Genomic DNA, 23,201 nt, shown 5'->3' on the forward strand with positions numbered 1-23,201 from the left:
TCGACCGTCGAACCGCCCCGACCACACGCAAAAGGCATGAATCAGCCACCGGCACTGTCGTACTACCAGGCGACCGCAACACCTTACGAACGCTTTGCGCCGCTGCAAGGGCGAAACGAAGCGCGCGTGGCGATTATTGGTGGTGGCTTCGCAGGCCTCAATACGGCACTCGGTCTGGCTGAGCGTGGAGAACGCGATGTGGTGGTGCTGGAAAGCAAGCAGATCGGCTTTGGTGCGTCGGGCCGTAATGGCGGTTTTGTCTTTGGCGGTTACTCGCTGGGTGAAGAGGCACTGCGTCATCAACTGGGCGAAGAACGCTCCAAGAAGATCTTCGATCTGACGACGGCTGCCGTGCATCGCATACGCGAGCGCGTCAAGCGTTACACCATTGCTTGCGACATGGTCGACCAGGGCATCATCTGGGCGAACTGGTTCCGCGACCCGAACGTGTTGCGTAAACGCCAGCAATCGCTGGCTGATCACTACGGAATTCACTGGGACTGGCTGGCCGAAGAGGAACTGCGCGAACTCGTACGCAGCGAGCGTTATCACGATGGCCTCTACGAACGTAACGCACTGCACCTGCATCCGCTGAACTATGCCATCGGACTGGCTGTTGCCGCGTCGGGGCTGGGCGTTCGCATTCACGAAGAGAGCGACGTATGGCGCCTCCGCCAAAATAACAATCGCTGGCTCATAAGCACTGCATCAGGCGAGCTGGAGGCGGAGCATGTGATCCTCGCCTGCGGCGGTTACCTGGCGGGTCTGCGCAGACAGATCGATCGCGCTGTGCTTCCCATCGCAACCTATGTGATGGTGACCGAGCCATTGGGCGAACGGTTAGGCGAGTCGCTACAAACCAAAGCAGCCGTTTACGACACACGGTTTGCTTTCGACTATTACCGGCCATTGCCCGATACACGCCTGCTTTGGGGTGGACGCATATCGGTGCTCAACCGCTCTCCACGCGCGGTGCAACGTGTGCTGACACGTGACTTGTTGCGCGTATTTCCATCATTGCGGGATGTGCGCATCGACTACGCCTGGTCGGGATTGATGAGCTATGCGCGTCATCAGATGCCGCAGATTGGAAGCAGCGGCGACGGTCTATGGTGGGCACAAGCATTCGGCGGCCACGGTCTTGCGCCGACATGTGCAGCAGGCGAGTTACTCGCATCGGCGATTGTCGACGGTGACGAAGGCTGGAAGCAGTTTGCCGATTACGGCTTGAGCAATACCCTCAAGCCCTTTGGATTCATAGGCGCACAGGCGAGCTACTGGTGGTATGAATTCAACGATTGGTTCAAGACGAGTCTGGAAGGATGAGCGAGCACATCGCACAGGTAAGCGAAATCAGCTGGGCCGATTTCGAAAAAGTACTGCTTGTCGCCGGCACCGTGACGCGCGTGGAACCGTTTCCCGAAGCGCGCAAGCCAGCATGGAAAGTCTGGGCGGATTTCGGGCCGTATGGCGAGCGCAAAACCAGCGCGCAGATCGCCGCGCTTTACAGCCCTGAATCACTGATCGGTCGTCAGATCGTTGGTGTAATCAACTTTCCGGAAAAGCAGATAGGCCCGTTCCGTTCCCAATTTTTGCTTACCGGGTTTCATACTGAGCATGGTGTTGTGATTACTGCGATCGAGCGATCTGTTCCCAATGGCGCGAGGCTGGCCTGAAATGGTGGGCTTCTTTTTCCTGCGCGAAGTACGTGCGGAAGATGCGCCCGAGATCGCTCGTTTGGCCGAAGAGCTTGGATATGCGTCATCGCCTGTGGTCATGCGTGATCGTCTGAACTCGCTTACATCGCTTCCCAATCATCACATTTGTGTTGCACAAGGAACGGATTGTTTGCTTGGCTGGGTTGCCGTGGAACGCCGCAGTACGCTTGAATTAGGTGAACGTGTAGAGATAGTCGGCCTGGTTGTCGATGTCAGCTCCCGTCGGACAGGTCTAGGGCGACTACTGGTAGAGCACGCCGAGCAATGGGCGCGGCAACTCGGTTTCGATTCCATCAGTGTGCGTTCCAACGTGAACCGAGATGCCTCGCATCCCTTCTATGAGCGATTAGGTTATTTGCGGCGCAAGACCCAGCACTGCTACGTCAAGACGCTGACTATTTGCTAGGGGCTGCCCGATCAAGCCACACGCCAAGCCCCTGTGCGTTGAGCTCGATATCCATGCCGAGCCAATGGATCAGCGCCTCGCGATCGCCGTGCCAGCCGTGCTTCGCTGTGCGATCGGCATAGAGTTCAGTCAGTCCTCTGGTCAATTCGGCATGCCGGTCGGATTTGCCATTCGCTTGCTGCGCAACCGACACCATCGCATCGATCGATTCATGCAGATCTGCGGCCAGGTGTGGGACACCTTCAATGCGCCCGAAATGAGTGACGTACATGGCATCGGGCGTGAGCGCGGCAAGTCGATCGATCGATGCATGCAGTGCGTCGGGATCGAATTGCACGGGCGTTGTGGTGGGTAAAATGAAAGGACCTTTGTCCGTATCGAATTCGCGATAGGAAAGTCCAAAAGTGTCGCCGGTGAAGCATACATTGGCCTGTTGATCGTAAATGGCCATGTGATGGCGCGCGTGACCGGGTGTGTCGATACATCGCAATTTGCGCCCGCGGAGATCGATGACGTGACCATCAGGCGCCTCCACAACGCGCTCTCCCGCTACGGGGCGCAGACGGCCGTAGGACTTCAACATGACCTCCTCACCGTAGACCACCATCGCACCTGCCCAAAGTTGCGATGGATCGATCATGTGTCGCGCACCGCGCGGATGGACGGCCAACTTCGCACGAGGAAGCTGTGCCATCAGCTCACCTGCGCCACCCGCATGATCGAGATGAACGTGGGTGAGGATCAGCCAGTCGACATGCTCAGGATCCAAACCCGCTTTTCCAAGCGCATCGAGCAGCCGTGGCACCGAGTGATTGGTGCCGCAATCGATAAAGGCGCCATGCCCGTCATGGACGAGAAGGTAAGCCGCATCGAATCGGGGTCGGACGAAGCCGGTATCGATAGTGTAAATGTCGTGTGAAGTCATAATGTTTCCATGAGTCAAAAGCATCGTTCGCGCCAAGGATGCCCGGGTAGCCCAACAAAGGCGTGTGGCCCCGCACGTCGGTCCGATTTTAAGAAGTGTCCGATATTTCTGAGTGCGATTGCCTCGTACGATCCTCAAAATCGTGTTAATTCCTTAACACTTCTTTCGACTAAGGATGGCGCGGTAAAAGGGAGCTTTCCTACAGGGAAGGCCATCCGAATAGGAGCGGGACTGGCGCCTCTACGTGCCTATGCCAGGGCAGCGATGCGGGGATTTAAACTGCCCATATGTCGATGCTTCCGCTTTGTGATCGGTAGAACCTCTCTTTCTCTGCCGCGCCGTGCTGAATACCTACCCAGAGTTACCGGACCATCGAGATGACAATACCCGAGCCCGCGCATCGTGACGCCCCGACAGGTCAGCAAGACATTGCTGCCCTGGAGCGGCATCAGCGGCACTTGCTTTACGGTGGCGGCGCTTTTTTGTCGGCGGTCATCCTGCTGATCATGCTAGCCGCAATCTTCTTGAGCATCGAAGACTACAAGGCCGATCAGCTGGACGATTTTCGCAATGCCAAGCTCGCGCTTGATTCGGTCTTCATCCAGCGTGATGCGGGGTATGTGCGCTCTCTCAATTTGATCGAGTATGCGTGGAAAAACAAATCCGCTGATTTGCTGTCCGCAGGCGAAAAGGAGGTAGACAACTTTGTCGCGCACGATGATCAAGCGGTCATGCAGGCTAGCCCCAATGCCGTACCTTATCTCGTCGTGGGCAGTGGAGTGGAGAATTGGTCGCGGGAGAAGGTCAGCCGTTACCTTGGGCTCGCCGAAGAACTGTCCATGGTGAGCGGCACGTCTATTATTCATCGTGGCAAGCGACCCGGGACAATGGGCTATTTCTACGACCCAAGCGGAACCTTGTTTGCTTTCGGAAACAACCTGGAGGCCGTCGATTTGGATGCGGCGGCAGGTCGGACCGATCATGCCGCACTGTTTTCGAAGCTTGCCGCTCCCAACATCGATTTCAATGATTTGCAGGCACTGAAAGATCTGCATCAGGGAAATCCAAGGTTGCCTTTCTACGGCACCGAGTTGCCGAAGATACTTTCCTCCCTAGGTACCAATCCTTCGACCGGAAGACCTTCCATCGTTGGTTCCCTTGTTGCGATGGATGGCGATACGCCCATTGGCGCTTTCGTGATCTATGAGCCGATCGAGCCGTTCGTCGATCAGATGCAACAGGTCAATTCGGCGGATTTGGCTGTCATCACGAACGATGGTCAGGTGGTGTTTGGAACGGGTACGTCCGAAAAGAGCCAGAACGTTGCAGCAGCCATCAAGCCGCTGCTGGTTTTACAGCCGTCGGAGGACAAGATCGCTCATTATCGGAAGGGAGGCGCGTTTTTTATTGCGCAAAGAGTTCCCGGGACGCCTTGGACACTCGTACGCGGGTATGGCTGGTGGGACGTTTTGCAAGGAGAGAAACGGCCGCTTCTCGCAACGATTGCTTTGGCCATATTGCTGCTCACAGCACTGTGGCTGTTGTTGATCAGGCAGGATCGCAGCGTGTTCGCGCCTGCGCTCGCCCGTGCAAAACGCGTGTATCAGAGCGAAGAGCTCAACCGCACGATGATAGAGACTTCGCCAATCGGTCTCTGCGTCATTGGATTGGACAATGCGGTGCCGCTATTGCAAAACGACGCGGTGCAGGGCTTCGCGATTGCTATTGCGGACTCCGAGGCAACGCTTTATCGGCAAGTACTTCGTGAATATGCCCACGCAACAGAACCACTTAGTGGTCGTCCTGATGCCAGGGAGTTCGAGCTCGCGCTGCCAAGTCAGGGGGGCGATGGGGAACTGCATCTGCTTGTTGCAGCCATGCCCATCATTTACCAAAATCGTGCCGCATTGTTTTGTGTGTTCCGCGATGTCACAGCGCGAAGAGAAATTCAGGAGAATTTGCGCAAGGCTCGAGAAGATTCGGAACAAGCAAAATTGGCGGCGGAATCCGCGAGCCGCGCAAAAACAGCCTTTGTAGCAACGATGAGCCATGAGATACGTACGCCGCTGAATGGCATTCTCGGTCATCTTGAATTGCTTGGACGATCGAAGCTGGAACCTTCCCAGCGTGAGCGTCTGGAACGCATTCGCTTTTCGGCGGGAACGCTGCTGAACATCATCAGCGACGTGTTGGATTTCTCACGCATCGAAGCTGGCCAGCTGGACATTGATCCGGTGTCATTTGAAGTTAGGCCGCTGATAGAACAAACGGCGTTGCTTTATGCGCCGGCCGCTGAGCACAAAGGGTTGAAGCTTTACTATGGGATCGATGCGGATCTTTCAGAAGCTTATACCGCCGATGTTCACCGCATCCGTCAGGTTCTCAACAATCTGATCAGTAATGCCGTCAAGTTTACGGAGTCTGGGCGCGTCATTCTTCGCGCTCGATCGGTGTCGCCCCGCATTGGCGAAACAGCCCGACTGCGTTTCGAAGTTATCGACTCGGGCATTGGTATGACCGAGGAACAGCGAGCGCAGGTCTTTCAGCCATTTTCCCAGGCCGATGCCAGCATCTCGCGGCGATTCGGTGGCAGCGGTTTGGGATTGACGCTGTGCCAGCAGATCAGCGAGTTGATGGACGGATCCATCGACGTCCAAAGCACACAAGGTGTTGGTAGCGTATTCGCGTTCGAGTTGCCTGTTGCTATAGACGCGTCGCATCAAGCCGCAGATCCTCATCCCCTGGCGAAGCGTCGAATTGTGTTTCTTTCTGCGGCAGCAGAGTGGCGTACAGAGATCACGGCGCTTCTTACTCGCTGGGGCGCTCGATTGCAGGTCGCAACCAAACCCTCGGATGTGGATTCCGAATGGCTCAAGCAGGCCGATGCACTAGTCATTTTTGGCAAGCAGCGTCCATGGGATGAAGAAGAAGAGCGAGCGCTAGTAGAAAGCGCTACGCGCGTTGTACTGGCGACGGCAGATGGGCCGCTGTTGCCAGAGCAGCACGGCCCTATGAGCTTCATTTCCTGTTATTCGAGTGAGGCGCTTCTCACGAGCATCCTCGGCGAAACAACCCGTGCAATTCTTCCGTCGCTTGAGATTACAGTGCCTGAAACACCAGGACGCGATTCGGAACACGGTGGTGTCATTCTGCTGGTTGACGATAATCCCGTTAATCGCGAATTGATTCAGCAACAGCTCGAAGCCTTGGGTTACATGGTGGATACTGCGGAAGACGGTGTGGCAGCGTTGCATCTGTGGCGCGATGGTTGTTATAGCGCTGTGCTTACCGACATCAACATGCCTAACATGAACGGTTACGAATTGGCAAAGGAGCTGCGTGGTCGTGGCGTCAAAATGCCCATCCTTGCTGTTACCGCAACGGCGTTGGCGAGCGAAAAGATCCAGTGCAAGCGTGCGGGCATCACCGATCTTCTGCTCAAGCCGCTTTCATTGGAGACGCTTCGCGAAGCGTTGCTCCAGCATCTTCCGCGCACAAGTCAGTCGCACGCTCCTTCTGCCGGTGCGCCGTGGAAATCCAAGTTTCCCGAGAAAGTCTGCCGCGTTTTTGTGGAGTCGGGCACGCGCGACTTGAACGCCATTCTTCTGGCCACGCAACAGCATGATGAAGAAGGGCTGCTTGCACGTATTCATTCGTTGAAGGGCGCGTTGCTGATGCTTGGCGAGAAAAGTGTCGCTGATCAGTGTGTGGCGCTCGAGAAGTTGATTGAATTAAAAGGTATCGAAGAAGCGACTTCACACTTGGAAAAGCTTGAGTCAGATATGCGCGATGTGCTTCAACGCTACGCTGAGTCATGTGGAATTAACAGTTAGAACCCATTTGTCTTGCTGACAATTTCAGACTGTCTGAACATTTGGGCCCGCATACTGCGGGCCTGAATGCTTTTATCGTGCGATGAGCAAACAAATCATGAGCAAGAAGAAGTCCGCGTGTCTTTTGTTGTCCTTGTCGAGCTTGTTACTCTCTGGGTTAGTAGGTGCCCAGGACACTACGCCACCAGGTTCCACACCCAGTGCGGGGGAGGCGGCGGGCGTGCATATGACGCATACCCCGCGAACGAGCGCCATGGTCAACATGCATGGCATGCACACGATGCCGGCTACAGTGACGCACACTGACGCTAAGACAGGCATCGTCGACGTGATGGCCGACGGTATGGCGCTGAGAGTGCACTTTCCGCCGGATTCGATGGCTAATCTGAAAGCGGGCGACAAGATAGGCCTTTACATGGCCTACAGTCAGGCAGCGATGGTGCATTGAGCTGATTTGACCCTAATCAAGGGTATTTGGTTTTTTGACATGGACGCTATGGCGCTATAGACCAAGCGTACTATCGCTCATGCGCGCGGACATCATTTCGTTCGATGACCACGGGGGCATAAGCGGCCAAGCAGCCATGGCAGCACCTTAAGTGAGGTTTAATGAGCGCCATCCAGGCACCATAAGCGACACCCCATGCCCTTGTTGCATAACTTGCTTACCGTCCTGTGCGGATCTCTGGTCGGTTTCTCGCTTGCGCTCATAGGTGGTGGCGGATCGATTCTGGCCGTGCCCCTGCTGCTCTATATAGTGGGTGTGCGCGACCCTCACATGGCCATCGGTACCAGTGCACTGGCCGTGGCCGCGAACGCCTATGCCAATCTGATTCCACACGCCCGCGCAGGAAATGTGCGTTGGCCCGCTGCTTTTATGTTTGCGGCAACCGGTGTCGTGGGTGCATTTCTGGGATCGAGCCTGGGTAAAGTGATCGATGGGCATCGGCTGCTGGTGTTGTTTGCCTTGCTGATGATCGTCATCGCCGTGCTGATGTTGCGCGGACGTCGTGGCCATTCTGGCAGCGGTTATCCGCGTAAGCACATGTTCCCCCGCTTGGGTGCGGTGGGGCTGGGGGCCGGTTGTCTTGCGGGTTTTTTCGGTATTGGTGGTGGTTTTTTGATCGTGCCAGGACTGGTTTTTGCCAGTGGTATGGCGCTGATCGAAGCGATTGGTACGTCATTGTTCTGCGTGGGTTCTTTCGGTCTTACCGCGGCGCTCAACTATGCGTCGTCGGGTCTGGTGGCGTGGCCCATCGCTTTCGAATTCATTGCTGGCGGTGTTGTCGGGGGATGGTTCGGCATGTTGGCTGCTAACAAATTGTCCAAAACGCGTGGTGCGCTGACCATACTCTTTGCTGTGATGATCATCGCCGTCGCCATCTTTATGCTGGCAAAAAGCCTGCCTCACTAGGCTCTTGGGCGTGCCAATCGCCACTGAATGCATCTTTTATGCGTTTTTTTGCATTTGCTAGTTGGCGAGACCACAAATTTCCCCTACATTTCTGCTCGCCGAGAGGCATTTCTCTACAAACCAATAAACGATGGGGTAGTCCATGGCAAAGACGAAGGCAGCAAAAGGTAAGTCGGCTTCCAAAGCCGCAGCCGCTCCGAAGCCGATCAAGGAAGCACTGAGCAAGTCCGGTCTGGTAGCTCACTTGGCCGAGTCGACGGGTGTCGCATCGAAGGACGTGCGCGCAGTGCTGTCCGCACTCGAAAGCACTGCTCATGCATCGATCCACAAGAAAGGCGCTGGCATTTTCACCTTACCGGGCCTTCTGAAGATCACCGCTGTTAGCGTGGCGGCCAAGCCGCGCCGTAAGGGCATCAATCCCTTCACGAAGGAAGAGCAGTGGTTCGCTGCCAAGCCTGCAACCGTGAAGGTCAAGATCCGTCCGCTGAAGAAGCTGAAGGACGCGGCGCTCTGATCTTCATTCCAGGCCGGATGCTTTTTGCTCCGGCCTGGAAATCACGGAATGCGTTACCTCGTGGCAACGCATTCTGTGTCGGAGTTCAAAGCAAGATATCCTGCGCGCCATCCTGCAGGATAAACATCACCGAAGCCGGTCGACCTGTCTCCGGATGCAGCGGTTCGCGCATCTCGCTTAGCCGCCACCCTGACGCGGCAAACATTGCTATCCAGTTTGATAGCGTTCTGAAATACCAGGGCGCATGCACGGTGAATGCAGCCCAAAATCCGGTCCAATTCTCCTCCCGCCAGCCGTCGATATAAGGTTGGTCGCCGCACGCGACCAACGGATGAACCGTTTGCACGATAAAACGGCCACCTTCTTCGAGTAGTTGCGGCAGACACGCAACAAGTCGTTCGACGGATTCCTTGCCGAGCAGGGCGAAGTTGCACACCAGCGTGTCGACACGTATGGGAAGCCGCCCTTCGATGATGTCCTCGTAGGACGCGACGCGAAAATCACCACCCGCTTGGGCCGCGCGATGGATCAGCTCGGGCACTGCATCCACGCCGATGGCCTGCACACCTTGCATTGCCAGCGCACGAACCAACCAACCCTCACCGCATCCCAGATCGAGCACGGAATGCGGGCGCCCCTCCAGTACCGCATCGAGGATGGATTGGTCGGTGATCAGGCGCCGGCTTTCGATATGGCCCTCACGCACCGTCTGCGTCCATGCGTTGGCATTTTCGCCCCAGCTGTGCAGTATGGCCCTCTCATGAATCTGATCGTTGGGGGCTGATGACATGCCTCGACCTCGGTGGAAGATGCAATTCAGCATCCTACGGGGTAGCGCGAGGACGTGGTAGGCAAGTTTTTTCGGTTATAAAGACGGTAGCTATTGCGAACCGATGGGGTGCGGCAGTCGCATGCAGGCTTCCACGCAAACCACTGCGACGATGGCGTCACCGCGCTGGAGGCGCCAGCTATCCGTGGCTGCCGTCGTGGCAGCGGCTACTACCTTTGGATTGACGTACAGCCTTTCTGCGCCGCTGATCGCGATGAGTCTCGTTGCGCGCGGTCATTCCAGTCTGTTTATCGGCATCAATGCAGCGATGCATGCGCTGGGGGTGTTGTTGGCAGCCCCGTTATTGCCAGGATTGGCGGCGCGATTCGGTGCGCGCACACTGACAGTATGTGCACTGGTCCTCGCTGGCGTTCTGCTCTTTCTGTTTAGGCTATGGCCGATCGTCTGGCTTTGGTTCCCCTTGCGCATCGCACTGGGCGCGTCCGCCGAAGTGCTGTTCGTGATGTCAGAAACATGGACCAACGTGTTGAGTGATGAAGGGTCGCGTGGGCGCACGATGGCAATCTACACCGCCGCCTTGTCCCTCGGCATGGTGCTTGGGCCCGCCTTGCTGTCTCAGGTTGGCGTGAACGATCGCGCCTTCGCCATCGGCGCGATCATCGCAGTCGCCGCGGTCGTCTTCGTGATCCCGCCCTGGGTGCTTGCGCCAGCGCGCAGCGAAGCCGAACGAACCCAGCCGATGCGTTACATGAAGCTCGCGCCGGTTGCCATGGCCACAACGGTTCTCAATGCCGGCGTGGAAACGGCAGGTTTATCGTTTATAGCCTTGTACGCGACCGGCATGGGTTGGAGCGAACACCGCGCGATGCAGCTGATCTCTACGCTGATGCTTGGCGCGATCCTTCTGCAAATCCCGATCGGCTGGTTGGCCGACAAGATGGATAAGCGACGACTCGCGCTGATTCTTGCTTGGATTTCCGCCGTGACGGCGCTGTTGTGGCCGTTCGCACTGAAGGAGACGCACCTGGCATTCGCGATGGTATTCGTCTGGGGCGGTTTGTTCGTCGGTATTTACACCGTGATGCTTGCAATGGTGGGCAGCCGTTTTCAGGGGGGCGATCTTGTCGGCGTGTACGCAGTCATGGGCTTGGCGTGGGGCGCCGGAGCGTTGGTCGGCCCGACTGTGGCAGGTGTGGCGATGCTTGGCAGCGCACAATTTGGATTGCCCGGCATGATTGCGGCCGCCTGCGCCTTGTTCGCCGTTTTCATGATGCGATCACGGAGCAGCACGTGAGAGCCGGTCGTTGGCCAAAAAACATGCACGAGGTGCCATCGTGGTTCGCCTGATCCTGCTGCTTTTAGGTCACGATTTCATTCGACGCCGCTGGTTGATGCTGGCGTTGGTCGGGCTGGTTTGGGCTGCGTTGGGCGCGGCCATTTTCATCGATGCACTGGATGGCGTGACGTATTTCCCGATCCACGTTTTCGGCTATCTGTTGTTGATCGAAGCCGTTGTCACGCTGGTGGTATCGCCATCGGGTGCCGATACACGCGTGGTATTGCGCAAAGCACGCGGAGTAGTGTTTCTGCTGTTGGGTCTTCTGGTGGTGGATGAGCATCACGCGGCCAGCGTCATTCTCGCCATGGTGTTTGGTATCGCGTTTCTGGCCGATGGCATTTTCCGTATGGCTGCGGCTGTCGTGGTGCGTTTCCTCGGCTGGCGGTTATCCTTTCTGACCGGACTGCTGGAAGTCGGTTTTGCCGTCTTCATGTTCGAACCGTATCCCACGTTCTACGCAGGCACCGTGCCTTACTGCATTGGTATGGGCATCTTTCTTTCGGGGTGTGGCTTGTTGCGCCAGGCATTTCGCCTCAAAAGACTTCCGCTGCATGCGGCAGCTTCACTGTGGCTGTCAAACGACCTCGCCGCCGATGATGCGGCGCTTCCCGAGGTGGAAGGGGGTGTTGCAGAGCAGGAAGGCGAGTTGATCGTCCACGTGTGGACGCCCACCGGATCAGTTGAAGATGTCGTGCCGCAACCCGTAATTGATCGCTATATCGCTGCGATAGACAGCAAAGGCGTGATTTCAACGGGACATGCTGCGCTGGAAGCACTGCCGGATATCTACATCAGCCATTACCCCAAAGTTGAAATCGATCGCTCGCAAACGGATTTCTCGCGCGCGCTTCGCGCGACGGCCGACAACGATGTGCCCGGCCGTTTTCAACCCAGTTATGCCATCGAGGCGGCAGGCTGGTGCGATTCCAGCGCAGAAGTACGCTTTGGACGGTATAACCGCGCTCGCTTGGCGGCGTTCTGGGAACGCTATCGCAGCAACGACACGTACAACCTGACCAGCCGCAATTGCTCCAGCACGGTCGCGCATGCCCTGGAGGCGGCGCTGGAGGGATCACTGGCCAAATCCGGCCTTGGCCTCGGTGCGTTGCTGCGTGCCATGTTCAATCCGGAGTTATGGGTGGCAGCGCAGTTGGAGCGCCGCGCTCGAGCGATGGCCTGGACGCCTGGCCTCGTGCTCGATTACGCACGTACCTTGCGCGCCGCTATTCAGCCGACGCCGTTGGGCTGGTCCACATTATTCAGTCAGAGCGGCCGGTTCTGGCGCTATGCACAAATGGTTCGCCGCCGCGAGCCTATGCGCAACATCGAAACGATTCGTCACGAAATAAACGAACGCAAGCGCAAAGGTGGTGCGCAACAGTGATCGTTCGATATCTGGGCGAACCCGTTCGCGAAATGGCTAAAGGCCGATGAAAATCATCTTTCTCCGACAGCTTTTTGTTGCACAAATAGAGCAATATCGCCCGCTTTGCGCAGGCTTGGTTCTTGATACGAGAAACCACTTCCTTACTGGCTCATCGTCGTGGTATTAGGCGGGCAGCCTTCGGAAGGCAGCACTGGATACCATGATTCCAGGGCAGCAGGCGTCGCAAGAAAGAAATACATAGCGCGTGTTCCGCTAACCATTTCATTGATTGGAGACGACCATGTTCAAGCGACTCAGTGCCGAATTTTTCGGAACGTTCTGGCTGGTACTTGGAGGCTGCGGCAGCGCAGTGATCTCGGCTGCTTTCCCGGGGTTGGGTATCGGCTTCCTGGGTGTTGCACTGGCTTTTGGGCTCACCGTGGTGACCATGGCTTATGCCTGCGCCGGCATTTCAGGGGCGCATTTCAATCCTGCCGTGACCGTCGGCTTGTTCGCGGGTGGTCGTTTCAGCGGCAAGGATGTCATTCCCTACATCGTGGCTCAGGTCATCGGCGGCATCGCTGCGGCGGCGGTGCTGTATGTGATTGCCAGCGGCAAGGCAGGCTTCGATGCTACCGCCAGCGGCTTTGCCTCCAACGGGTACGGCGAGCACTCGCCAGGTGGCTTCTCGCTTCAGGCCTGTATGGTTAGCGAATTCGTGCTCTCGGCCATGTTCGTGATCGTCATCCATGGCTCGACCGACCGCCGCGCACCGGTGGGCTTTGGCCCGCTGGCCATCGGCCTTACCTTAACCATCATCCACCTGATCAGCATCCCGGTGACCAATACCTCGGTCAACCCGGCTCGCAGCACGGGCGTGGCGCTGTTCCAGGGTACCTGGGCGGTCCATCAGCTGTGGATGTTCTGGTTGGTCCCGTTGATCGGCGGTGCCGTAGGCGGCCTGATTTATCGTGCGCTGCTGGCTGAAGACGCGAAGCCCTGACGCCATCGGGCACGTTTGCTATCCCGTCATTCCGGCTTAGGCCGGAATGACTTTTTTGCACTGCGGCAAGCAGTCGTGCATCTTGCATTCAGCGTCATTTGCCCCAACGATGCAGGCATCCGATTTGCGGAATTCCTCATCGAGGGTCACTACGGTGACGCACACGATTATCGCGTTGATCGCCGAATACGGTTTGCTACTGGTCTTCCTCAATGTGCTGGTGGAGCAGGCAGGTGTGCCTGTGCCCGCGGTGCCGACCCTGGTGGTTGCCGGCGCGTTGGCGTCTGCAGGCAAGTTGCCGCTGGTTGCGGTCATCGCAGTCGCGCTGATTGCGTGTCTTATCAGCGATCTGGCCTGGTATTGGGCCGGGCGCCATTATGGCGCGACGGTCATGCGCACGCTGTGCCGCATTTCTCTCTCGCCCGATTCGTGTGTGAAGCAGTCGGAGCTGCGCTTTCAACGCTGGCGTGGGCAGATCCTGCTGATCGCCAAGTTCGTACCGGGCCTTTCCACCATCGCGCCGCCGCTGGTCGGTGCGATGAAGCTGCGACCGCACGTCTTCGTGTGGTTCGACAGCCTTGGCTCTCTGCTCTGGATCGGCGTGGTCGTCGGGCTGGGTTATGCCTTTGCGCATGAGATCGACCGCGTATTGATGGCGCTGGCGAGCGCAGGCACGCTTGCCGTCGAATTTCTGGCTGCGTTGCTGATGGCTTATGTGTTGCTCAAATGGTGGCAGCGTCGGCGGTTACTGCTCGCGTTGCGTCTTGCCCGCATCAGCGTGGATGAACTGCATCAGTTGATCCAAGAAGGGAAGGCGCCCATCGTGGTCGATGTGCGTTCGCAAGCCTCGCGGCTGATTGATACCCGCGTTATTCCCGGCGCGCTGATGGCTGACTTGCGGGGTATCGATCAGGAGCTCAACCACGTTTCGATCGAACAGGAAGTGGTGATCTATTGCAGTTGCCCTAACGAAGTGTCTGCTGCAAAAGCGGCGAAAGGTCTGCTGATGCAAGGCTATCGTCGTGTGCGTCCGCTGCTGGGTGGTCTCGATGCATGGGCGGACGCGGGTTATGACATCGGTCAGCTGCCGCTTTCGGAGCAGGTCGATCTCAGTGAAGCAACCATAGTGCCAGGCCACGTGCACTGATACACAACACGCTGCTGCCGATAAGGCCAAATCGCCCCTCTGCCGTTGGTCACGTTGTTATGCCGTAACAACGATCTCATACTCGAAGCAACATTGCCGCGGACTGCTGCCGAGTCCCTCAGACCATGAGGAGATCGTCATGAAGCAAGTGCTTTGTTGTGCGTTGGCGGGCCTGCTTGCCAGTGGGGCAGGCGCCGCGATGGCGGATGAAGGCATGTGGACGCTGGATCACCTGCCTATCACACAGATGCAACAGCGTTACGGGTTTACACCCAGCCAGCAATGGATCGATCTGGTGCAGCACGCAGCCTTGCGGCTCGCAGAAGGCTGTTCGGGCTCGTTTGTTTCCGCCAATGGTTTGGTGATGACCAATCACCATTGCGCAAACTCCTGCCTGTCACAACTCTCCAAAGGGCATGAAGACTTCATGTCCAATGGCTACAGTGCGTTGAAGCAGGACGATGAGCCCAAATGCCCCGACGTCGAGCTCAATCAGCTTGAGTCGATCACCGACGTCACTGCGCAAGTGAATGCCGCCACCGATGGTAAAACCGGTGCAGATCGCATCAAGGCCGAGCGCGCGATCGGTAGCAAACTGGAACAGGCCTGTGTGAGCGGCGATGCCAAGATGTGGCGTTGCGATATGGTCACGCTCTACAACGGCGGGCGTTATGCGATGTACAAGTATCGCCGTTATCAGGATGTGCGACTGGTCTTTGCGCCAGAGCAAAGCATCGCATTTTTCGGTGGCGATCCGGACAACTTCAACTTTCCGCGCTACGACCTGGATGTCGCGTTCTTTCGCGCATACGTCGACAACAAGCCAGCGAATACGCCGCAATTTTTCAAATTCGACCCGCAGGGCCCCAAAGCGGGCGACATGACATTTGTGATTGGCAATCCGGGTATGACGCAACGTGGCGTCCCGTGGATGCAACTGTCTGTCATGCGCGACTCGTTTCTTATTCCACTGGATCGAGTGGCTTCCGAATTACGCGGCGTTCTTTGGCAATACAGTCGCCAGGGCGCTGAGCAGGCGAAGGAGGCTCAAGAACAAAAATTCTCGTGGGAAAATTCAATCAAGGTGTTCAATGGATGGCTTGATACGCTTGCAAACGAGAATTTTATCGACCACAAGAAACAACAGGACGATGCCTTGCGTCAGTGGATGGCGGCCACACCCGAACGGCATGTCAAATATGGCGATCCGTGGACCGATCTACAGCGTGCTCAAGAACGCAGGAAAGATTTGCAGTCGCGCTATATAGAGCTCGAAGCCGGATTCGGGTTTGGTGCCCGAAGCGCCCAACTTTTTGACGACGCACGCACGCTGGTGCGCGCCGCAGCAGAGCGCATCAAGCCTGACGGTGAGCGTTTGCCGGAGTTTCGCGATGCCAATCTCCCGGCCGTGCAACAGCAGGTGGAATCGGACGTTCCTTTCTATCCACAATACGAGCAAACGGTGCTTTCGTGGTCGCTCGAAAAACTTCGGCAGACACTTGGTGCGGACGATCTAACCGTGCATCAGATACTTGGCAAACAATCTCCCGAGCAATTGGCGCAGCAACTGGTAAGTGCAAGCAAACTGTCTGACGCGAGCTTGCGTAAACAGTTGTGGGAGGGCGGCGAGAAGGCCATCGAAGCGTCCAACGATCCGATGATCGTGCTGGCGCGTGCGATCGACCCGGAGTCGCGCAAGATCCGCAAAGCGTATGAGGACGACGTCAAAGCTCCCACCGACAAAGCGGATGAGACGATTGCAAAAGCGCGTTTCGATCGGGATGGCATGTCCACCTATCCCGATGCGACGTTCACGTTGCGTCTGTCGTACGGTAAAGTGGAAGGCTGGAATGAAAAAGGAGTGGCGGTTGCGCCTTTCACGCACTTTGATGGCCTGTACAAGCGCGCAACCGGTGCCGATCCGTTCAAGCTCCCCGATAGCTGGGTGCAGGCGCAAAGCAAACTGAATATGGCGACGCCTATGAACTTTGTGTCGGACAACGACATCATTGGCGGTAACTCAGGGAGTGCCGTCATCGACAGGCAAGGACACGCCGTCGGTCTGATCTTCGATGGAAACATTCATTCCATCGGCGGCGATTTCGTATTTGACGACAGCAGTAACCGCGCTGTTGCGGTGGATACGGCAGCGCTAATCGAAGCGGTCCGCAAGGTTTACAACCAGCCGCGACTGGCAGATGAGTTGACACAAGGTCATTTCTAACCGGCTACACGTAAAAACCGCCTCAACTGTGAGGCGGTTTTTTTGTGAATGTTTCTGTGCCGACACTTGTGCGTCTCTGGCACCGCGCAAGCAAATTACCGTGCAGGTGGGGTTCGGTGCGATCAGCCGCGTTGATCGAGCAGGTAAGGCGACGGCGAAACGGCAAATCCTGCTTTTACCTTTTGCGACACTGCATCGGCAAGCACCTCTTCATCGCCATTTTGCAGCCCTTCAATAACGCGCAGTGCGATGTCGTCGGCGCTCGTCTTCGGGCCTGTCAGCTCTTTGGCCATGTCGGTGTCGATCAGTCCGGCGTGCACGCCGATCACCAGCGTTCCCTGATCGCGCATATCGTTGCGTAATCCGTTCGTCAATGCCCATGCGGCCGCTTTCGATATGGAATAAGTGGCCGAATGCGGACGACTCAGCCAGCTCAACACCGAAAGCATGTTGACGAGGGCGCCGCCGCCATTCGCACGTAGTACTGGCGCAAACGCACGGCTCACATTCAGGATGCCCCACACGTTGGTGTCCAACTGCGCGCGCAGGTCCTTTTCGCCTCCGTCTTCAAGCAAATTCGTACCCATCAGGGCGATACCGGCGTTGTTGATGACGATATCGACATCCGACAGTTGCGCCGCCGCCTTGGTCACGTCGTCCAACGAGGTGACATCCAGCTTTACCGGCACCACGCCAGGCTGAGTCACTGTGGAGGGGTCGCGCGCGCCAGCATAGACCTTGGCGGCTCCGGCGGCGAGGAGGGCCTTGGCATAAGCCAGGCCAAGACCACGGTTGGCGCCAGTCACGAGGGCAGTTTTGCCTTGGATTTTCATTAGAAAACTCTCGAAGGGGTGGGGAGGTCGGTGACCAATCAGTTGGTGGCCGAGGTCTTTACATGATGTGTATCATATAATATGATGACCGTAATTCAATTGCAATCATTGCTATTCCAATCACCGGTATCAGGCTTATGCGCTACGAGAAAGGTCACAAAGAAACGACGCGTCGCCGCATCATCGAAACGGCTGCCGAACGCTTCCGCAAAGAAGGCATTGCAAATGTGGGCGTTGCCAACCTGATGAGCGAAATCGGTTTGACGCAAGGCGGTTTCTACAATCACTTCGAATCGAAAGACGATCTGACTCGCGAAGCGCTCGCGGTGGGGCAAGGGCGCATGCGCGAGCGCTGGCTCAAAGTCAGCAGCAAAACGGGTCGTCCGAACCTGGAAGAGTTGATCAACGGGTATCTCAGTACCTCGCATCGCGACAACGTCGGTAACGGTTGCATGCTCGCTACGCTCGCTATCGAAGCGGGTCGCGCGGAAGGCCCTGTGCGCGCGCAACTGACCGACAGCATCAAGGAAATGGTGAAGCTCGTCGGTTCAGTGCTTCCCGAGTCGCTCAAGCCCAAGCAGCGAGAGGCGAATGCCCGTGCCGTGGTGTCGTGTCTGATCGGCACGATGATTCTTGCGCGTGCTATGGATGATCCGGAGATGTCCGATCGCTTTCTGGAATCCGGCCGTCGCGTCGCCCTTGTTGTTGCCGAAGCTGCCGCTTTATAGCAAGCAGGCAGGCATGCGACGTGGCTACTTCAAGAACCAGCAAGAAAGCTTCCGACGCACCCGCTCGCGGTGCGCTTGCCTTAGTGACCCATCAGGGTGCTGCGTGCATGCAGACAGACAGAGCGCGCCGATTTGCTGCGCGTCATAAGCACGACAATGTTGCTCATGCACTGGTACGTACATCGTCTGCGTTCAAGCGTCTGACGACGCAGCACATGAAAGAGGAATTCAACATCACCGGCATACAGGCCGAGATTCTGATGTTGCTCGCGACTGAACCGGCCATGCTTGGCAATGACCTTGCCGCAGTCGTGGGTGTGAATGCCAGCACGGTGAGCCATGCGCTGGACATGCTGGAAAAATGCGGCCTTCTGAAGCGCCGTCGTTGCACGGACGACCGGCGCATTGTACGCATCGCACTCACCGACCAGGCAAAGCGTATTGCGCGCCGTACGGTCGAGATCACACAGCACATTGTGGATGCCCTGACTACCGGCATCAGCAAGACGGATCTGCTGGCTTTGCAACGCGGCCTGGAGCGCATGGCCGACAACTGCCAGAACCATGTTCGTTCCCCCATGCAAAGCCATGACTTTCGCTCCCGCCGAAATTCGTGACGTCATTGCGCACGGTATTGCCTTCCTCCTTGAGATACATCCTTTATGAACCCGTCCGGCTTCGTCGCTTCAACGCCACCGCGCAAAGTGATGCGCGTGTTGGGTGTTTCCTTGCTGGCCGTTGCACTCAGTGCGTGCGTGAACTATCGCGGTATTCGCAGCGATAGCCATCCGGCATCTGTTTCCGATTACACGACCGCGATAAGTATCCCTGCACAAGGCGGCACGTGGCCGGCTATGGATTGGTCCTACCGATTCGGCGATCCGCAATTGACGGCCTTGATCAACGAAGCGGTCGCCAATAGCCCAACGCTTGCCCAAGCGAAAGCTCGCGTCGCAAAAGCATCCGCCTATGCCGAACAGGCACACGCTGCCGCCGGTCCGAGCGCGGACGTCAAGGATACTTTTTCCCGCGAGCACTTCAGCGGCAACACTTTTTTGCCGCCACCGGTCGGCAATAGCTGGCAGAACGAAAATTCGCTGATTTTCGGCGCTTCCTATGACCTGGACATCTGGGGCAAGAATCATGAAGCACTGCGCTCGGCCATTTCCGAACGCAAGGCCGCCGAAGCCGAAGAGCAACAGGCACGACTGGTTCTTTCTACCTCTGTTGCGCATGCGTACGTGCATCTCGCCCTGCTATATGCATTGCGCGACGTTGCTCAGAACGAGGTCGCCAGCCGCAAGTCGATCGGCTCGCTTACGCAGGCACGCGTGCAAACCGGGCTCGACAACGAAGTCGAAAGCCGCACCATCGATGTCACCATCGACGCCACTCAAACCGATGTTTCGGAGCTGGATGGCCGGATTGCCACTACGCGTTATCAGCTTGCCGCGTTGCTTGGCAAAGGCCCGGATCGCGGTCTGCAGATAACACAACCCGTTTTGCTGGCCGCGCCAGACAGTTCACTGCCGGATAGCTTGCCAGCTGACCTGCTGGCGCGCCGCCCTGACATTGTTGCCGCGCACTGGCGTATCGATGCGGCGGATCACGATGTCAAAGTTGCCAAAGCCGATTTTTTCCCCGACATCAATCTGGCGGCAGCAGTTGGTTACGACGCATTCGGCTTCGGTCGCCTGTTCAATTCAAGCAGCCGATCGGTGCAAGCCGGTCCGGCCATCCACTTGCCATTGTTCGATGGCGGTGCGTTGCGTGCACAGTTGAAAGACCGGTATGCCGGTTATGACGCCGCCATCTCCGATTACAACCAGACGCTGATTGGTGCATTAAACGATGTGGCCACGCAGGTTGCGACCATTCACGCCGTCGAGCAGCAGCAAGTCACGGCGCAAAGCGCCTATGACGCAAGCCGCCGTGCTTACGATCTGGAGATCATCCGCTACAAGGCCGGACTCGATCCGCAATTGCAAGTGCTTTCGGCAGACGTCGCGCGCCTCGAGCAGAGTCAGCGCGTAGCGACTCTGCGCATGCAGCGGCTGGATGCGCAGGTTGCCCTCATTCAAGCGCTAGGTGGCGGATACATCGCGTCATCCCAAGACGTTGCTGCCGTCAATCGCACGCAAGCCTCCCCGTAATTCAACGCTGGTCAATCTCTCCTCATATCCCCCGGACATTGCCATGAACGCCCAAGCTTCATCGATCTCCACCGAAAGCGGTGAACCGCCGAGTCGAGGTCCTCGCCGCCGTATCCTCGCTCTTATTACCCTTGGTATCGCGGTTGTCGCGGCAGCTGCGGTGTCGTATTACGTGCTTGTCGCGCGTTACTACGAGTCGACCGACGACGCGTATATCAACGGTAACGTCGTGCAAGTTACGCCGCAGGTGACCGGCACGGTGATTGCCGTGAACGCGGACAACACGCAGACGATTAAGCAAGGTCAGCCCTTGGTCAAACTCGATCCGGCCGATGCGCGGATCGCGTTGCAGCAATCTGAAGCTGCGCTCGGTCAAACCGTGCGCCAGGTGCGCACGCTCTACGTGGACACCCTCCAGTACCGAGCCGTGCTGGCGCAGCGCAAGTCGGATCTTGCACGTGCGCAGGATGACTATCATCGCCGCATGGATATCGCGCAATCGGGTGCGATCTCGACCGAAGAGATCACGCATGCACGCGATGCCTTGAGCAATGCAGAAGCAGCCTATGAGGTCGCGAATCAACAATTGGCCGCCAATCAGGCGTTGACTTGGAATGTCTCGATTGCCAATCATCCCGATGTTCTGGCGGCCGCTGCAAAAGTGCGCGATGCGTACCTCGCGTATGCACGCAATACATTGCCGGCACCGGTTACCGGTTATGTGGCTCAGCGTGTCGTGCAGGTGGGGCAGCGCGTCGCGCCGGGCACGCCGCTCATGGCGGTCGTTCCGCTGAACGAAATCTGGGTCGACGCCAACTTCAAGGAAGTGCAACTCGAGCATATGCGCATCGGCCAGCCGGTGACGCTACACGCCGACGTTTACGGTTCATCGGTGACCTATCACGGCCAAGTCGTGGGTTTTTCGGCCGGCACGGGCTCTGCGTTCTCGCTGCTGCCACCGCAGAATGCGACGGGCAACTGGATCAAGATCGTGCAGCGTTTGCCGGTGCGTATTGCGCTGGATGCCAAGGAGCTCCAGGCACATCCGCTGCGTATAGGCTTGTCCGTTCTGGCCGAAGTCGATTTGCACAACCAGAATGGACCTGCGCTGGAGCAAGCGCCGAATACGGTTTATCAGACACCGGTTTTCGAAGACTACGGTTCTGAGGCCAATGGGGAAATCGCAAAGATCATTGCGCAGAATGCCGGTAGCGATGCGGAGGCGGTGATCGCCGGAGCGCCCGCTTTACGTAACGCACCCCGCGTCGCGGTGGCTCACTAAGAGCGCTTGCCATGAGCGACAACAAACATATCGATCATCCGCCGTTGCAGGGCGCGAAGCTCGCCATCGGAGCGATTGCTGTATCGCTGGCGACTTTCATGAACGTGCTCGACACGTCGATCGCCAATGTCTCCATTCCGACGATCTCCGGCAATCTTGGCGTGTCGCCGGACCAGGGGACGTGGGTGATTACGTCGTTCGCGGTGTCCAATGCCATTGCGCTGCCTCTCACAGGGTGGCTGTCGCAGCGCATCGGGCAGGTGAAGCTTTTTCTAACCGCGACAATGCTTTTTGTTATCGCATCCTGGATGTGTGGTTTTGCCCCAAACTTGCCGATCCTGCTTCTGGCGCGCGTGTTGCAGGGTGCGGTGGCCGGTCCGATGATTCCGCTTTCTCAAGCATTGTTGTTGGCTGCGTTCCCTCGCAGCAAGGCACCGTTGGCCTTGGCGCTCTGGTCGATGACGACGCTGACGGCGCCTGTCGCGGGCCCGATTCTTGGTGGATGGATATCCGACAACTACACGTGGCCGTGGATTTTCTACGTCAACATTCCGGTCGGCATTCTTGCCATTGCCGGTACGTGGTTGATCTTTCGTGACCGCGAATCCGCTACGCACAAATTGCCGATCGATATTCTGGGCCTTGTGCTGCTGGTGATCTGGGTCGGCGCTTTGCAGATCATGCTCGATAAGGGCAAGGATCTGGACTGGTTTAGCTCGCCCGTCATCATTGCGTTGGCTGTCACTTCGGCAATTGCCTTCGTGTATTTCATTGCCTGGGAGTTGACCGATCGTCATCCGATCGTTGATCTGAGTCTATTCAAATTGCGCAATTTCACCGCGGGCACGGTAGCGCTGTCGGTGTCTTACGGCCTGTACTTCGCCAATATTGTGTTGTTGCCGCTGTGGCTTCAGACCAATATCGGATATAGGGCAACCGATGCGGGACTTGTGTTGGCTCCCGCAGGATTGGTGGCTGTCGCGCTGACGCCGTTTGCGGGCAGGTTGGTGGGACGCATCGATCCTCGCTTTATCGCTACGGTGTCGCTGCTGGCGTTTGCGGCATGCTTCTTCTGGCGCGCCAACTACACGAGCGATGTGGATCCGTGGTCGCTCATGATGCCGACCCTGATTCAGGGAATCGGTCTGGCGACGCTCTTCGTGCCCTTGCTCGCGATTACCTTATCCGGGCTACCCGCACAGCGCATCCCGGCAGCGTCGGGTTTGTCGAACTTCTTGCGCATTTTGTGCGGCGGCATTGGTACGTCGATCTTCCAAACGGCATGGGATCACCGTTCGATCCTGCATCATGCGCAACTCAACGAAGTAACGACGAACTACAACCCGGTTTTCCAGCATTTCACAACTCAGTTGCAGCAAGCCGGAAATAATCAGGCGCAGTCGTACGGCATCTTCAATCACCTATTGGATCAGCAGGCCGCACAGCTTGGCGTCGACGATCTTTTCTATATTTCCGGGATCCTGTTCGTCGTGCTGATTGCGTTGCTGTGGATTTCAAAGCCCGGG

20 protein-coding genes are annotated in these 23,201 nt (G+C 57.3%); 17 read left to right on the forward strand and 3 right to left on the reverse strand.

Annotation, left to right across the window (positions count from 1 at the left end; genetic code table 11):
- The first annotated feature begins 36 nt into the window (after positions 1-36).
- Genes VK725_RS01965 through VK725_RS01975 form a run of 3 tightly spaced genes read left to right on the forward strand, consistent with a single transcriptional unit; the run spans position 37 to position 2,124 of the window.
- Positions 37-1,326: an FAD-binding oxidoreductase gene (locus tag VK725_RS01965; protein ID WP_325316379.1), complete on the forward strand. Its 1,290-nt coding sequence runs from the start codon at positions 37-39 to the stop codon at positions 1,324-1,326.
- Positions 1,323-1,676, forward strand: a complete 354-nt coding sequence (locus VK725_RS01970) for a tRNA-binding protein (RefSeq protein ID WP_325316380.1) — start codon at positions 1,323-1,325, stop codon at positions 1,674-1,676. Before VK725_RS01965 ends, VK725_RS01970 begins: the two co-directional genes overlap by 4 nt.
- Position 1,677: 1 nt before the next feature.
- Positions 1,678-2,124, forward strand: coding sequence for a GNAT family N-acetyltransferase (locus VK725_RS01975; protein WP_325316381.1), 447 nt, complete (start codon positions 1,678-1,680; stop codon positions 2,122-2,124).
- Here the strand turns inward: VK725_RS01975 and VK725_RS01980 are convergent.
- Positions 2,114-3,049: an MBL fold metallo-hydrolase gene (locus VK725_RS01980; protein WP_325316382.1), complete on the reverse strand. Its 936-nt coding sequence runs from the start codon at positions 3,047-3,049 to the stop codon at positions 2,114-2,116. The genes VK725_RS01975 and VK725_RS01980 overlap by 11 nt on opposite strands.
- Positions 3,050-3,426: 377 nt before the next feature.
- Between VK725_RS01980 and VK725_RS01985 the strand changes: the two genes are divergently transcribed.
- The 4 genes from VK725_RS01985 to VK725_RS02000 all read left to right on the forward strand — a co-directional run bounded on the left by VK725_RS01985 (position 3,427) and on the right by VK725_RS02000 (position 8,810).
- Positions 3,427-6,882: a response regulator gene (locus VK725_RS01985; protein WP_325316383.1), complete on the forward strand. Its 3,456-nt coding sequence runs from the start codon at positions 3,427-3,429 to the stop codon at positions 6,880-6,882.
- 97 nt (positions 6,883-6,979) lie between these two features.
- Positions 6,980-7,330: a hypothetical protein gene (locus VK725_RS01990; RefSeq protein ID WP_325316384.1), complete on the forward strand. Its 351-nt coding sequence runs from the start codon at positions 6,980-6,982 to the stop codon at positions 7,328-7,330.
- A 195-nt stretch (positions 7,331-7,525) separates the two neighbouring features.
- Positions 7,526-8,296, forward strand: a complete 771-nt coding sequence (locus VK725_RS01995) for a sulfite exporter TauE/SafE family protein (protein WP_325316385.1) — start codon at positions 7,526-7,528, stop codon at positions 8,294-8,296.
- 142 nt (positions 8,297-8,438) lie between these two features.
- Entirely contained in the window at positions 8,439-8,810 is a 372-nt protein-coding gene (locus tag VK725_RS02000) for an HU family DNA-binding protein (RefSeq protein ID WP_325316386.1), read from the forward strand.
- Positions 8,811-8,895: 85 nt separating this feature from the next.
- Here VK725_RS02000 and VK725_RS02005 read toward each other — a convergent pair whose 3' ends face one another.
- Positions 8,896-9,600 carry a class I SAM-dependent methyltransferase gene (locus tag VK725_RS02005; protein WP_325316387.1) on the reverse strand — a complete coding sequence of 235 codons (705 nt, stop codon included), beginning with the start codon at positions 9,598-9,600 and terminating at the stop codon, positions 8,896-8,898.
- Positions 9,601-9,721: 121 nt separating this feature from the next.
- Here VK725_RS02005 and VK725_RS02010 point away from each other — a divergent pair, with 121 nt between their 5' ends.
- The 5 genes from VK725_RS02010 (at position 9,722) to VK725_RS02030 (ending at position 16,679) form a co-directional block, all read left to right on the forward strand.
- Positions 9,722-10,894 (forward strand): MFS transporter, encoded by a 1,173-nt coding sequence (locus VK725_RS02010; protein ID WP_325316388.1) that lies wholly within the window; start codon positions 9,722-9,724, stop codon positions 10,892-10,894.
- Between the two features lie 40 nt (positions 10,895-10,934).
- On the forward strand, positions 10,935-12,323 hold the full coding sequence (locus VK725_RS02015) for an HdeD family acid-resistance protein (RefSeq protein WP_325316389.1): 1,389 nt from the start codon (positions 10,935-10,937) through the stop codon (positions 12,321-12,323).
- A gap of 283 nt (positions 12,324-12,606) precedes the next feature.
- Positions 12,607-13,308, forward strand: a complete 702-nt coding sequence (gene aqpZ / locus VK725_RS02020) for an aquaporin Z (RefSeq protein ID WP_325316390.1) — start codon at positions 12,607-12,609, stop codon at positions 13,306-13,308.
- A 154-nt stretch (positions 13,309-13,462) separates the two neighbouring features.
- On the forward strand, positions 13,463-14,455 hold the full coding sequence (locus VK725_RS02025) for a DedA family protein/thiosulfate sulfurtransferase GlpE (protein ID WP_325316391.1): 993 nt from the start codon (positions 13,463-13,465) through the stop codon (positions 14,453-14,455).
- Between the two features lie 139 nt (positions 14,456-14,594).
- A complete protein-coding gene (locus VK725_RS02030; RefSeq protein ID WP_325316392.1) occupies positions 14,595-16,679 on the forward strand; it encodes a S46 family peptidase in 2,085 nt (694 codons plus the stop codon).
- 122 nt (positions 16,680-16,801) lie between these two features.
- Here the strand turns inward: VK725_RS02030 and VK725_RS02035 are convergent, their stop codons facing one another.
- On the reverse strand, positions 16,802-17,512 hold the full coding sequence (locus tag VK725_RS02035; protein WP_325316393.1) for an SDR family oxidoreductase: 711 nt from the start codon (positions 17,510-17,512) through the stop codon (positions 16,802-16,804).
- A 137-nt stretch (positions 17,513-17,649) separates the two neighbouring features.
- Between VK725_RS02035 and VK725_RS02040 the strand changes: the two genes are divergently transcribed.
- The 5 genes from VK725_RS02040 to VK725_RS02060 all read left to right on the forward strand — a co-directional run.
- Complete coding sequence (locus VK725_RS02040; protein ID WP_325316394.1) at positions 17,650-18,240, forward strand: TetR/AcrR family transcriptional regulator; 591 nt, start codon at positions 17,650-17,652, stop codon at positions 18,238-18,240.
- A gap of 107 nt (positions 18,241-18,347) precedes the next feature.
- Positions 18,348-18,857, forward strand: coding sequence for a MarR family winged helix-turn-helix transcriptional regulator (locus VK725_RS02045; protein ID WP_325316395.1), 510 nt, complete (start codon positions 18,348-18,350; stop codon positions 18,855-18,857).
- Positions 18,858-18,902: 45 nt separating this feature from the next.
- On the forward strand, positions 18,903-20,393 hold the full coding sequence (locus VK725_RS02050; protein WP_325316396.1) for an efflux transporter outer membrane subunit: 1,491 nt from the start codon (positions 18,903-18,905) through the stop codon (positions 20,391-20,393).
- Between the two features lie 43 nt (positions 20,394-20,436).
- Positions 20,437-21,675 carry an HlyD family efflux transporter periplasmic adaptor subunit gene (locus tag VK725_RS02055; RefSeq protein WP_325316397.1) on the forward strand — a complete coding sequence of 413 codons (1,239 nt, stop codon included), beginning with the start codon at positions 20,437-20,439 and terminating at the stop codon, positions 21,673-21,675.
- An 11-nt stretch (positions 21,676-21,686) separates the two neighbouring features.
- The coding region (locus VK725_RS02060; RefSeq protein ID WP_325316398.1) for a DHA2 family efflux MFS transporter permease subunit at positions 21,687-23,201 on the forward strand (1,515 nt) is incomplete at its 3' end.

Origin of the sequence: Dyella sp. (genome assembly GCF_035486915.1) — a bacterium.
In the GTDB taxonomy this organism is placed as follows: Bacteria; Pseudomonadota; Gammaproteobacteria; order Xanthomonadales; family Rhodanobacteraceae; genus Dyella_B.